Source organism: Autumnicola musiva (genome assembly GCF_031846585.1).
GTDB lineage: Bacteria > Bacteroidota > Bacteroidia > Flavobacteriales > Flavobacteriaceae > Autumnicola > Autumnicola musiva.
This window is the reverse complement of the sequence record NZ_JAVRHK010000003.1, coordinates 355161-367408: the sequence shown is the minus strand read 5'-3', so window position 1 is coordinate 367408 and position 12248 is coordinate 355161. Positions and strand designations below refer to the sequence as shown.

At 38.2% G+C, this 12248-nt stretch carries 13 protein-coding genes; 9 read left to right on the top strand and 4 right to left on the bottom strand.

The genetic code is table 11. The annotated features are described in order from the left end of the window. Nucleotides 1-198: 198 nt before the first annotated feature. On the bottom strand, nt 199-1503 hold the full coding sequence (locus RM539_RS06560) for an NAD(P)/FAD-dependent oxidoreductase (protein ID WP_311502579.1): 1305 nt from the start codon (nt 1501-1503) through the stop codon (nt 199-201). Between the two features lie 133 nt (nt 1504-1636). On the opposite strand from RM539_RS06560, the gene RM539_RS06555 reads away from it, so the two are divergent. Both RM539_RS06555 and RM539_RS06550 read left to right on the top strand, forming a co-directional pair. Continuing rightward, nucleotides 1637-2131: an RNA polymerase sigma factor gene (locus RM539_RS06555; RefSeq protein ID WP_311502578.1), complete on the top strand. Its 495-nt coding sequence runs from the start codon at nt 1637-1639 to the stop codon at nt 2129-2131. Nucleotides 2132-2138: 7 nt separating this feature from the next. Further along, nucleotides 2139-2777, top strand: coding sequence for a DUF8845 family protein (locus RM539_RS06550; RefSeq protein WP_311502577.1), 639 nt, complete (start codon nt 2139-2141; stop codon nt 2775-2777). A gap of 260 nt (nt 2778-3037) precedes the next feature. Here the strand turns inward: RM539_RS06550 and RM539_RS06545 are convergent, their stop codons facing one another. Further along, the gene (locus tag RM539_RS06545; protein WP_311502576.1) at nt 3038-3841 is read right to left on the bottom strand and encodes a lysophospholipid acyltransferase family protein; all 804 of its coding nucleotides are present in this window, start codon (nt 3839-3841) and stop codon (nt 3038-3040) included. A 57-nt stretch (nt 3842-3898) separates the two neighbouring features. Further along, on the bottom strand, nt 3899-4540 hold the full coding sequence (locus RM539_RS06540) for an NUDIX hydrolase (RefSeq protein WP_311502575.1): 642 nt from the start codon (nt 4538-4540) through the stop codon (nt 3899-3901). Here RM539_RS06540 and RM539_RS06535 point away from each other — a divergent pair. After that, entirely contained in the window at nt 4539-5282 is a 744-nt protein-coding gene (locus RM539_RS06535; protein ID WP_311502574.1) for a peptidylprolyl isomerase, read from the top strand. The genes RM539_RS06540 and RM539_RS06535 overlap by 2 nt on opposite strands. Nucleotides 5283-5356: 74 nt before the next feature. On the opposite strand, the gene RM539_RS06530 is transcribed toward RM539_RS06535, so the two are convergent. Then, nucleotides 5357-6070 (bottom strand): RDD family protein, encoded by a 714-nt coding sequence (locus tag RM539_RS06530; RefSeq protein WP_311502573.1) that lies wholly within the window; start codon nt 6068-6070, stop codon nt 5357-5359. Nucleotides 6071-6106: 36 nt separating this feature from the next. On the opposite strand from RM539_RS06530, the gene RM539_RS06525 reads away from it, so the two are divergent. The 6 genes from RM539_RS06525 to RM539_RS06500 are packed head-to-tail and all read left to right on the top strand — an operon-like array spanning nt 6107 to nt 12234. Continuing rightward, on the top strand, nt 6107-7090 hold the full coding sequence (locus RM539_RS06525; RefSeq protein ID WP_311502572.1) for a stage II sporulation protein M: 984 nt from the start codon (nt 6107-6109) through the stop codon (nt 7088-7090). After that, on the top strand, nt 7065-7925 hold the full coding sequence (locus RM539_RS06520; protein ID WP_311502571.1) for a hypothetical protein: 861 nt from the start codon (nt 7065-7067) through the stop codon (nt 7923-7925). The genes RM539_RS06525 and RM539_RS06520 overlap by 26 nt, the downstream gene beginning before the upstream one ends. Next, nucleotides 7925-8689, top strand: coding sequence for a DUF4129 domain-containing protein (locus RM539_RS06515; RefSeq protein ID WP_311502570.1), 765 nt, complete (start codon nt 7925-7927; stop codon nt 8687-8689). The genes RM539_RS06520 and RM539_RS06515 overlap by 1 nt, the downstream gene beginning before the upstream one ends. After that, the gene (locus RM539_RS06510; RefSeq protein WP_311502569.1) at nt 8682-9911 is read left to right on the top strand and encodes a DUF4350 domain-containing protein; all 1230 of its coding nucleotides are present in this window, start codon (nt 8682-8684) and stop codon (nt 9909-9911) included. The genes RM539_RS06515 and RM539_RS06510 overlap by 8 nt, the downstream gene beginning before the upstream one ends. Beyond that, nucleotides 9886-10902, top strand: a complete 1017-nt coding sequence (locus RM539_RS06505) for an AAA family ATPase (protein WP_311502568.1) — start codon at nt 9886-9888, stop codon at nt 10900-10902. The genes RM539_RS06510 and RM539_RS06505 overlap by 26 nt, the downstream gene beginning before the upstream one ends. Further along, entirely contained in the window at nt 10903-12234 is a 1332-nt protein-coding gene (locus RM539_RS06500) for a DUF58 domain-containing protein (protein WP_311502567.1), read from the top strand. It begins immediately after the preceding gene. Nucleotides 12235-12248 lie beyond the last annotated feature (14 nt).

Sequence of the window (12248 nt, the reverse complement as noted above, 5' to 3'; positions counted from 1 at the left end):
AAGCGCTTGACCATCAAATCAGAAAGTGAAAATTAAAATGGTTAAAAGTAGATATTAAAACAAAAGCTTCTAAAAAAGTAGCTAGAGCCAGTTTGTGAAGGATGAGAAGATAAAAAAACACCGAGTGCCAAAATAGAACATTTCAGCACTCGATGTCTTTTTTAAAATAGAAAGTAGTTGAAAGATTAAAAGCGATGGTTACACATCATCATCAACTTCCATAATTTTTCTATTCGCTTTAAAAGGCCGCACAATAAGCCTTGCTGCTTTATCGAACTTAATGTAATTGTACACCCAATTAAAAAAGGTAACTAATCTATTTCTAAAGCCTATAAGAAACCAAAGGTGGACAAACATCCAGATAAACCAGGCAAGGAAACCTCCAAATTTTAATTTTCCCATATCTACCACTGCACGATTTCTTCCCACCGTTGCCATTGTACCTTTATCATTGTAATTAAAAGGTTCCAGTTTTTCTCCTTTTATAAGCCTAATAATATTTCTGGCAAGATGTTTCCCCTGCTGAATAGCCGGCTGGGCAACCATTGGATGACCTTTTGGAAATTCCTCACTTTGCATCAGTGCAATATCACCAATTGCGAATATATTTTCATAACCATTAACCTGGTTAAAAGTATTTACCTCATAACGATTCGCTTTATCTACAATCGCTGAAGCATTTAATCCTTTCACCGGTGCACCGGTTACACCGGCAGACCAAATAAAAGTTGCTGTTTTTAAGGAAAGGTCAGTATTGGTTTTCACCAGATTTCCATCGTAATTTTCCACCATGGTGTTCAGATGGATATGTACACCTAATTCCTTAAGAAATTTCTCTGCTTTTACAGAAGATTCCTCGCTCATGGGAGGTAATACACGACCCAAACCTTCAAGAAGGTGGATATTCATTTCATTAGGATCAATATCGGGATAATCTTTGGGAACAATGTTATTTCTAAGCTCTGCAATAGCACCGCTCATTTCTACACCGGTGGGACCTGCGCCAACAATAACAAAATTTAATAATGCCCTTCTTTCTTCTTCATTATCAGTAATCACCGCTTGCTCAAGATTTTCAAGAATGAGGCTACGAATATTCAGGGCCTGCGGAACAGTTTTCATCCACATCCCATTCTTCTCAATACTTTTATTTCCGAAGAAATTAGTCTTTGTACCCGTTGCAATTATCAGATAATCATATACAATATCGCCAATATTAGTATGTATAAGATTTTTTTCAGGCGAGATAGAAGAAACTTCAGTAAGTCGAAAAAAGCACCTTTTACTGTCCCTTGTTATTTTTCTTAAGGGGTAAGCGATAGAATCCGGTTCCAGGCTGGCCGTAGATACCTGATATAGCAAAGGCTGAAATGTATGGTAATTATGCTTGTCCAGCAACACCATTTGCACATCCTCCTTTAGCAGTTTTCGGGCAAGAGACATTCCGGCAAAACCTCCTCCTATTATTACTACCCTGGGCAGATCTGATTTAGGAATATTCATGTATTAGTTGGTTTTACTCAAATTTAAGATTTCTGCTTATGGGAGAGAAAAAATGCTGAGGCATTAACTATACTTTATACTTTTTTGTAACATTATAGTTGCGAAGACTACCAATAAAAGCCAACCTATTATTGTGAACAAGGAATTAGAACATCAGTTTGTGAAAAATCTGGAAAAAAACCAGAATATAGCGCATAAGATATGTCGTATCTACACAAACGATCAGGCTTCACACAACGATTTATTTCAGGAAATCACCATTCAGCTATGGAAAGCTTATCCTAAATTTCGTGGTGATGCAAAATTTAGTACCTGGATGTACAGGGTTGCGCTTAATACAGCAATTACACTTTATCGTAAGAAAAAGCGCGGAATACAGACTCAGGATTACGATACTGTTCATTTTAAAATAAAAGCTGAAGAATATAACGATGAAGAAGAGCAACAAATTAAACTGATGTATGATGCTATTAAAGAGCTAAACGATATTGAAAAGGCACTGGTTTTTCTCTACCTGGAAGACAAAAATTACAGGGAAATTTCAGAAACATTGGGAATTTCCGAGGTAAATGCAAGAGTGAAGATGAATAGGGTAAAAACAAAATTAAGAACAATATTAAATCCGTAGTGGAGAAATGGATGGATTGGATTTACTAAAAAAAGACTGGAAAAGCAGGGAAGCAAATCTCCCCCGCCTTTCTTATGATGAAATTTATAACATGATATGGAAGAAATCTTCTTCTATTGTAAAATGGATATTTATCATAAGTATCCTGGAGTTTTTATTCTGGGCCATATTGGATATTGCTGTTATTGATAAGAACTACTGGAAGGAAATTGAAGAACTAGAGCTAACCGAATTTACCATTGTTTCCAATATTATAGGCTACCTAATTACGCTTATTTTCATATTTCAGTTTTACAGGAACTATAGAAGGATCAATTCTACCGACAGTGCTGCCGAATTGATGAAGAATATTCTAAAAACCCGGAAAACGGTGAAGTATTATATCGCCTTTATACTTATTGGATCTGCAATTACCGGCCTTATTTCCCTGTATTTTATTATTGATCATCATAGCGCAACGGCAGAAGTTACGGCTGCTACCAACTATAACTTTAATACACTGGCATGGATAAAATTATCCTTTATGATAATTATAGGTCTCGCTTTATTAATGGGGCTTATCTGGTTATTCTACAGGCTTATTTACGGAATTTTATTAAGAAGATTAAACCGGAACTATAAAGAACTCCAGAAACTGGATGTGTGAAATTAAGGTAGAGTTTCAAAGTTTGAAAATAATGAAGAAAAGATTTGAAAATGTACAATGGAAAACTTTCTTTTTCTGGTTTTTTCCTTCTTCTGAATGAATTTTAATGAATTCAAAATTCCGAATTAAAAATTTAAACCTCCAGAATAAAAGCTCCCATCCTTTTTAAGGAGGGGTGGCCGTAGGGCGGGGTGGTTGTTTGAAATATGAATTTAGAAATATGGAAAATTGAAGTTCATTTAAACATAATTTTCAACTTCCTAATATTCCCATTCCCGCTTCTTATTAAGCTCTTCCATGGCGTTCAGCTCTTGAGCAGGAATAACTTTCAGGAATGATGAATGTTGCTCAATTGCGTACTCCAGTTTTTCTACAATTTCTTCAATAGATTCGTTTTCATAATCTATTTGCAAAGGCTTCTTTATCTGGAAAGACTGGAGAATTCCGCGTTTTTTGATGCGGAGTCCTTTTTTATCAAAAGATCTGCGAAAACCATCAATTACGATAGGAATAACAATTGGTTTATAATTTTTAATAATATGGGCCGTACCTTTTCTAATTGGTTTAAAAGGTTTGGTGGTACCCTGAGGAAAAGTGATAACCCAGCCGTCCTTCAGTGCTTCGCCAATATTTTCAAAATCCTGGGGGTTAACATCTCTTTGGATTTCCTGGCCTTTTTCCCGCCAGGTACGCTCAACGGTAATTGCCCCGGCATAAGCCATTATCCGGGTTAAAAGCCCTGCGCGCATGGTTTCTTTGGCAGCCACATAATAAATATTCATTTTAGGCTGCCAGATATATCCCACATTTTTGATGGAATCCTCCCTACCGCTAAGGCTGGCGTTAAAAACATGAAACATTGCAACCACATCTGCAAAATAGGTTTGGTGGTTGGAAACGAAAAGCACATTGTTATCGGGAAGGTTTTTAATTATTTCGGAACCTTCAATTTTCAGCTCATTAAATCCGCGGTACCTCCTGTGTGTCATCACGCCAAAAATGCGGATAAGCCACTTCTTCAAAAATAAAATATGACCGAAAGGATTTTTTTTAAACAAGCCCATGTTTAATCACTAAATTTATCTGCTGCCTGAGCGGGAGCAAATATAAGAATTCCTGCCTTACAGCACCTGCCGTAACATTTCCTTCAATTCACTCAACATCATCCCCGTAGCTCCCCATACAATATGATCATTTAGCTTAAAAGCAGGAACTTCAATGTTTTTTGCGTAAGAAGTACTCAACCGGTGTTTTACCATATTTATGTCATCCATAAAATGCTCCAGTTTCACTTCAAGAATAGCTTCCACTTCAGATTCCTGCCGAATCAAAATCGGAGTTTTTTCAGTGATTCCCATATACGGGTAGACCCAAAAATTGCTCGGCGGGATGTAAAGTTCAGTCAATTTTTTAATGATGGATATATCTTTCCTGGGAACTCCTATTTCTTCTTCGGTTTCCCTTAATGCGGTTTCCTCAAGGTTTCCATCTGTCATTTCAACCCGGCCACCGGGAAAACCAATTTGGTTTGAGTGTACTCCTTTATATGTTTTCCGCAGGATTAAAACCATATTTGTTTGGGAGGAATTATCCGGATAAAACAGGGCCATTACTCCTGCTTTGTTTGATTTAAGATTACCCATATCTGTATTAGCCAATTCATCAATTCGCATTTGCGGAGCTAATTTATGGTGTGCAGGTTCGCCGGGTAGCCCTATTTTTTTTAATTTTGAGATTCTTGATTTAAAGATTTCGAAATTCATGAGACCCAGCCATTTTATAATTTTAATTTTTTCCGTTTCGTTTTTCGCAAGTTGTGAAGATAATAAATCTTCTCAGAAAAGTGCAGCAGAAACAGTAGCCGAAAAGATTCAAAATGCCGATTCTACCGCAACTGGTGTTGCTGAAAATATTTCCGAAGAAAAAGAAGAAACAGAAGAAGCATTAGGTGATGCCTATCCTATTCCACAGGAAAAACTGATTCCTTTTTTAACAGAATATGGAAAAAAGAACCCGGAAAACAGAGTTAGGATAAAAACCAGTTTTGGAGATATTGAAGTCAGGCTTTTCAGAGATACTCCATTGCACCGGGCCAATTTTATAATGCTGGTGAAAAAAGGCTATTTTAATGACACTTACTTTCACCGCGTTGCACCGGGCTTCGTTATACAGGGAGGAAATTCAGATAATATAAGTACAAATGAAATGCGGCATGACATTGGTTCTTATCTTATTCCCAGTGAGTTTGATGCCGGCCACAAACATACCTATGGTGCTTTTTCCGCAGCAAAATATAGTGAGCAGAACGTGAGTAAGGCTTCTTCGCCTTATGAATTTTTTATTGTTATGGACAAAGGTGGTTCGCCACATCTTAACAACGATCACACGGTATTTGGGGAGGTAACGAACGGAATGGATGTTGCTGAAAAAATTGTACAGGTAGAAACGGGACAATCCGAATGGCCAATTGATAATGTTTATATAGATGTGGAGATTATTGAATGATTTTGAAAGTGCAATAGAGCGCAGCAATGCACCATTGTGAGCGGAGAGCCAACGGAGCCCAATAATCTCCTCTTTTACTGCTGCGTATAATAATTATAATCGGAAACAACCCTGTTTAAAAAATCCATAGGATTTTCTTCATATTCCACATCCAGAAGTTCGGAAACTTTTTTTGCCAGCATTAAAATAACCTGGTGATTCCCATTAATTTTAGCCTTTCTGAAAATACCTTTAATTTCCTGTACATCAGCATCCTTTAATACCGTTACCTGCGGATATTTTGGGGTGTAATCCTTTGGAAGATCTACCGCCAGTGTACTAGAGATACCTATTTTGCGCTTTTCTGTAATTACCGTTGTCCTGGCTGCAATGTCGCCCAGCCGCTGCCCTTTACCATTCAGCAAAATAACCACAACGGCCACTGCCCCACTGGTAAGGCTAATATCCACAAACCGCAAAAGCCATCGTATAAGATAATTGGCAAAAGAAGGCCGGGAGCCGTCTTCCATCACCACCCGTATCTGCATGGCTGCTTTTCCCGGGGTCTGTCCGTTCCAGAAAGTTTCCCATAGCAAGTAATATAAAAAAATAGGTAATCCCAACACCAGGTAATACATCATATCGCCCCCCCGGTCCAGATTTGTTCCGGAAATAATAAGTCCCATAAAAATTCCGTAAAGCACCAGAATAAAACTATCTACGATAAAGGCCACAATACGCTCTCCCACTCCCGCCACATTTTGGTTTATACTTATATTTTGAGCAGTTTCTATTTGAAAATTATCCATTTAATATGTTACTTTGAGTCCTCTAATTGAAAAAACATGCGCGAGGCCGCCTTTGTGAAGCAAAATAAGGATAAATGGTTGAAGTTTGAAAGCCTCCTTAAAAATAAAACCGCTATTCCCCCGGAGCAACTCTCTGCTGTTTATGTTGAAGTAAGTGACGATTTAAGCTACGCCCAAACCTTTTATCCACAAAGCAATACTGTACTTTACCTGAATGAAATAGCTTCGGCCGCACATCAGAAAATGTACAGGAACAAGAAGGAGTCAAAAAACAGGTTTATCTCATTTTTTACTGAAGAATTTCCGCTGTTCTTTTACCACCATCAAAAGCAACTATTGCTGAGTTTTCTCATATTTGCCCTCTTTGCCGTGGTTGGTGCTTTTTCTGCGGCCAGTGATGGCGCCTTTGTACGGGGAATCCTTGGTGATGCTTATGTAAACATGACCCTCGAAAATATTGCCAATAATGATCCTATGGCCGTTTATAAACAGGCAGCAGAAATCGATATGTTCCTGGGAATTACAATTAACAACATAAGGGTGGGGTTATTTGCCTTTACGCTGGGAATTCTTGCCGGCCTGGGCACGGCTTTTATACTCATGCAAAATGCCGTGATGCTGGGTTCTTTCCAGTATTTTTTCTACGACAAAGGATTGCTTTGGGAATCGGCCAGAACTATCTGGATACATGGTACCATTGAAATTTCTGTTATTATCGTGGCGGGATGCGCCGGCCTTGTGGTAGGAAATAGTATTCTGTTTCCCGGCACTTATTCAAGGTTACGCTCTTTTACTTCAGGAATAAAAAGCGGATTAAAAATAATAATCAGTACCATTCCTTTTTTTATTATCGCAGGTTTACTGGAAGGTTTTGTTACCCGCATAACTCAAATGCCGGACTGGCTTGCCATAGCCATTATTTTACTTTCTTTGTGCCTAATCCTGTTTTACTACGTTTTCTATCCAATCTATCTACATAATAAAAAATCAAGCAATGAACAGCAAATACATCAAATTTAAGCAACAAAGGGAATTGGGCGATATCCTTAGTGTTCTGTTTAAGTTTCTAAGGGAAAACTACAAAACTTTCTTCGCCAGCTTTTTCAAATTCGTTACCCCTGCTTTTATCCTTCTTATTGCTGCCGTAACATATTATACCTATTCCACGGTGGGAAGCCCGGTATTTAGTACAGGAGCCTTTAATGAAGGAGAGGTTATTCTGGCAGTAATAATTTTAGCCGTATCCGTATTATTATATTCGGCAGTTCTTAATGGCACAGTACTACATTATGTAAGGTCTTACATGGCCAACAACGGTGAAGTGGTACAGGCTGAAGTAGGCCGGGGACTTAAAAAAGATATAGGGAAACTGGTTGGCCTACAACTTATCGTATGGATTTTAACCCTTGCCGGCCTAATCCTATTTCTAATTCCCGGCATTTATATAAGTGTGCCGCTAGGACTTAGTGCTGCAATCCTTGTTTTCAGGAGAACAAATGTAACCGACAGTATTTCGGAAGCTTTTCAACTGGTAAAAGACAATTGGTGGATTACATTTTTTACCATTTTTGTTGTTGTTTTGCTAATCTATGTCATCAGTTTTATTTTTCAGCTTCCCCTGCTCATTTATACCATTATCAAAATGTTTACGGTCTTTCAGGAAAATTCTGCAGGAGATATTTCAGGAGTTTTTGACTGGGTTTACATGCTGTTATCTATAATTGCCTCTATATTTCAATATATTTTATATTCGATTCTTCCATTGGGACTTTCCTTCGTTTATTTCAATTTGAATGAGAAGAAAAATTTAACGGGAACTTTTGAATCAATAGAAAATTTGGGAAAACACGAATAATGTATAGACTTATTTTAGCACTTTTACTCACTATTTTTTGCTTCGGAAATGTCTTTTCCCAGGCAGAAAATACCGGTGATTCCATTGCTGAAATTCAATATGACCATACGCCTGCACTTCACAAAACTTCTTTTGATGAAGAGCAGATTGAAAACTTTAAAAGTCAGCCGGAGTTTGAATATCTAAACAGAACCGAAACGGATTCCTGGTGGACCAGGTTTAAAAAATGGCTAAATCTAAAATATGAACAATTTCTGAATTGGTTGTTTGGAGAATATACTCCCGGCGGGATTTTGCACTTTATCATAAGAATACTACCATACATTATCCTGGCCGCGGTACTGGGATTTGTTTTCTGGTTAATCACAAAACTGGATCCGGGAAGGTCCCTGCTGGAAAGACCTGCAGAGTCCAAAGTGTTTTTATCTGAAGAGGAAGAAATTATCCAGTCTAAAGATATTGGTAAATTAATTGAAGAGGCTATCCAAAATAACCAATATCGCCTGGCAGTGCGCTACTACTATCTTCTTGATTTAAAAAAGATGGATGAGCTCGGAGTGATTTCTTATCAGTTTCAAAAGACAAATGAGGATTATTTGGCTGAGATTTCCACTGAAAATGTAAAGCAGCAATTTCGTAAAATCACCAGGCTTTACGAATTTGTATGGTACGGGGATTTTAAAGTTTCAGAAACAGAATTCCGTCTTGCTCAAAAAGGTTTCGCCCAAATGGATGATATTTTGAAAAATCCGGCACATGAATAAAACTTTCAAAATAACATTTGCCCTGTTTGTGCTACTTATTCTTGCGCTAACATATATGGAGGCCATCGAGCCGGAACCGGTGAACTGGACCCCAAGTTATACCGCCAAAGATAAAATTCCCCTGGGAAGTTTTGTGTTCTTTGAAAGCTGGAAAAACAGCAAGTCGACCAAAATTGAAGAAATTAATATTCCGCCTTATGAATTTTTTCAGCAGGACAGTGTGCCCGGCGGCACCTATTTTTTCCTGAATCATTACATCGCATTAGACGATAACGAACTGGAGGATTTACTGGAATGGGTAAAAAAAGGAAATTCTGCTTTTCTTTCTGCAAATTACCTAAGCCTTAATTTACTGGATACACTGGATATTGAAACCAGTGAATTTATGAGCGAAAAAGATTTTACTTCAGCGCCACGCTTCAACCTTGTAAATCCTGAACTTAAGAGCGACACTGCTTATAAACTAAACCATAATATAGATGCCATTTTCTTCAGCAAAATAGATACGGCGCAACATGTGGTTCTGGGAGTGGCAGGCCTTGAAGATGATATTGACCATGAAGAAGAAAAAGTTAATTTTATTAAAGTGCCTTACGGGGACGGCGAGATCCTGTTACATACAAGTCCGCAGGCGTTTAGCAATTATTTTATACTCTCAGACGGTAATTATGAATATGCCGAAAAAGTTTTGTCTTACCTCCATCCCGGTGGCAAAATATTTTGGGATGCTTATTATAAATCTGGAAAAGCCTTTTATTCTTCCCCGCTTTACATTCTGCTAAGCAGCCGATCCTTAAAATGGGCATATTATTTTGTGATTATTGCAGGTGTACTCTTTATTGTTTTTGAAGGAAAAAGGAAGCAGCGGCCAATCCCCGTAGTAAAACCGCCACAAAACCAAACTTACGAATTCACTCAAACAGTGGCAGATTTGTACCTTGAGCAAAAGCGGTATAAAGAACTTACAGATAAAAAAATTGAATTATTTTTAGAATTTATCCGGATAAACTATCGTCTCTCTACCCAGGAAGCCGGAAAGGAATTTTACAAAAACCTGGCTGCAAGAGTAGAAAAAGAGCCGGAAGATGCCGAAGAATTATTTAATAAAATAGATCGCCTTAAAAATAAAAAAGAGGTAAGCAAAGAAGAATTTCTTCAGCTTAGCCGCGCGATCAACAGTTTTAAAGATTTAAAAGATGGAAAACGAAGAGATACAACCTAAGGAGGAAATACAAAATGAGGAGCTAAACTTTAGCAGCCGTGTGCCGCTTGAAGAATTAAGGTATTCCGTGGAAAAACTGAAGGAACAGCTGGCAAAGGTAATTGTGGGGCAGGACGAGTTTGTAGAACTTCTTATTGTGGGTTTACTTTCAAACGGGCATGTGCTTATTGAAGGTGTGCCCGGCGTGGCAAAAACAGTTACTGCCAAGTTATTCGCAAAAAGTTTGGAAACAGGCTTCAGCAGGATCCAGTTTACGCCAGACCTTATGCCAAGCGATGTTCTGGGAACTTCAGTACTTAACATGAAAAATTCCGAATTTGAGTTTAAACCAGGGCCTGTATTTTCCAATGTTATCCTGATAGATGAGATTAACCGGGCTCCTGCCAAAACACAGGCCGCGCTATTTGAAGTGATGGAAGAACGACAGATCACCATAGATGGAAAAAAACACACCATGGAAGCTCCTTTTATGGTTCTCGCCACGCAGAACCCTATTGAGCAGGAAGGCACTTATGCCCTGCCGGAAGCACAGCTGGACAGGTTTTTATTCAAAATTGAAGTGGGTTATCCTTCTGAAGAAGATGAAGTGAAAATTCTACAGTCGCATCACGAAAGAAAAGGAAGATTGCCTGAAGCCAATATTGAACCTGTGTTGAATCCCGAACAACTAAACAATTTAAAAACGCAGATTCACGAGATAATTGTTGAAGAGAAACTGCTCACTTATATCGCCCAGCTCGTTGGAAAAACAAGGCAGCACCCGCATTTATACCTTGGTGCATCTCCCAGGGCTTCCATAGCAGTAATGAATGCTTCCAAAGCTTTTGCGGCAATCAATGGCCGGGATTTTGTTATTCCGGAAGATATTAAACGTACGCTTAATCCTGTGCTGGGCCACAGGATAATCCTTTCACCGGACAGGGAAATGGAAGGCATGACCACTAAAAATGTTATTGAAATGATTACCCAATCTGTTGAAATTCCGAGGTAAGTGATTAAATTCTTCAAATCTTTATATTTTACCCAAAGGGTTTTTGTGGCACTTTTCAGCATTGCCATAATCTTCCTTTTTTCCTATTGGTTTGAATTTTTATATTTTACCGCATGGATTTTTACCGTTCTCCTTCTGGTTTTTCTGCTGCTGGACATAATCACATTATTCAAAAATCAAGGCATAACAGCAGAAAGAATTTTACCTGAAAAATTTTCAAATTCAGATAAAAATCCAATAGTTCTTAAGCTTCAGAATAATTATAAATTCAATGTTTTTTGTGAAGTTATAGATGAGCTGCCCGTTCAGTTTCAAAAGCGGGATTTTCTGAAGAAGTTTCAGATTCCCGCTAAAGGAAAACATACTTTCGAATATATTGTAAGACCTTTGCACCGGGGGGAGTATATTTTCGGAAAACTGAATATTTATGTATCCACCCATCTGAAACTGGTAAAAAAACGCCAGGTATTTGATGAAGACCAGGTGGTGAAAGTTTATCCCTCGTTTATCCAAATGAAAAAGCTGGATTTCCTGGCCATCGATAACAAGATTTCCCAGCCAGGGATTAAGAAAATCCGCAGGATTGGACATACGATGGAGTTTGAACAGATTAAGGAATATGTAAGCGGGGATGATGTGCGCACCATTAACTGGAAAGCGACTGCAAAACAGGGAAACCTGATGGTGAACCAGTTTCAGGATGAAAAGGCGCAGCCGGTATATTCCATAATTGATGCGGGGAGGGTAATGAAAATGCCTTTTAAAGGACTGAGCCTTTTGGATTATGCCATTAACAGTTCGCTTGCTTTTTCCAACGTGGCTTTAAAGAAAAAAGACAAAGTAGGCCTCGTAAGTTTCTCCAACAAAATTGAATATATATTAGCGGCAAATTCTAAATTAAGCCAGCTAAACAGGATTCTGGAAACACTTTATAAAATCAAGACCGGCTTCAGGGATTCTAATTATAGCCTGTTGTATGCAAATATCAATAAACATATAAACCATAGAAGCCTACTATTGTTGTACACCAATTTTGAGCATATCTCGGGCCTAAAGAGACAGCTTCCATATTTAAAAGCATTGGCCAAAAAGCACGTTTTAGTGGTTATATTTTTTGAAAACACCGAAGTTCAAAAACTTATTGATGCAGAAGCCGATTCTGTTCCGGTAAGTGCTCACCAGACAATTGCCGAGCAGTTTTCTTACGATAAAAACAGAATGGCCAAAGAACTTCAGCGTAACGGGATTCAGACGGTTTTAACCAAACCCGAAGACCTCAGCGTCAATACTATAAATAAATACCTGGAAATTAAAGCCCGCGGCATTTTATAAAATTGCGGCTCAGC

Excerpts from the sequence above, each read along its gene's own strand:
- RM539_RS06560 (WP_311502579.1), bottom strand. The coding sequence starts at position 1,503 with ATGAATATTCCTAAATCAGATCTGCCCAGGGTAGTAATAATAGGAGGA.
- RM539_RS06550 (WP_311502577.1), top strand. The coding sequence starts at position 2,139 with ATGGATGGATTGGATTTACTAAAAAAAGACTGGAAAAGCAGGGAAGCA.
- RM539_RS06545 (WP_311502576.1), bottom strand. The coding sequence starts at position 3,841 with ATGGGCTTGTTTAAAAAAAATCCTTTCGGTCATATTTTATTTTTGAAG.
- RM539_RS06535 (WP_311502574.1), top strand. The coding sequence starts at position 4,539 with ATGAGACCCAGCCATTTTATAATTTTAATTTTTTCCGTTTCGTTTTTC.
- RM539_RS06540 (WP_311502575.1), bottom strand. The coding sequence starts at position 4,540 with ATGAATTTCGAAATCTTTAAATCAAGAATCTCAAAATTAAAAAAAATA.
- RM539_RS06530 (WP_311502573.1), bottom strand. The coding sequence starts at position 6,070 with ATGGATAATTTTCAAATAGAAACTGCTCAAAATATAAGTATAAACCAA.
- RM539_RS06525 (WP_311502572.1), top strand. The coding sequence starts at position 6,107 with ATGCGCGAGGCCGCCTTTGTGAAGCAAAATAAGGATAAATGGTTGAAG.
- RM539_RS06520 (WP_311502571.1), top strand. The coding sequence starts at position 7,065 with ATGAACAGCAAATACATCAAATTTAAGCAACAAAGGGAATTGGGCGAT.
- RM539_RS06515 (WP_311502570.1), top strand. The coding sequence starts at position 7,925 with ATGTATAGACTTATTTTAGCACTTTTACTCACTATTTTTTGCTTCGGA.
- RM539_RS06510 (WP_311502569.1), top strand. The coding sequence starts at position 8,682 with ATGAATAAAACTTTCAAAATAACATTTGCCCTGTTTGTGCTACTTATT.
- RM539_RS06505 (WP_311502568.1), top strand. The coding sequence starts at position 9,886 with ATGGAAAACGAAGAGATACAACCTAAGGAGGAAATACAAAATGAGGAG.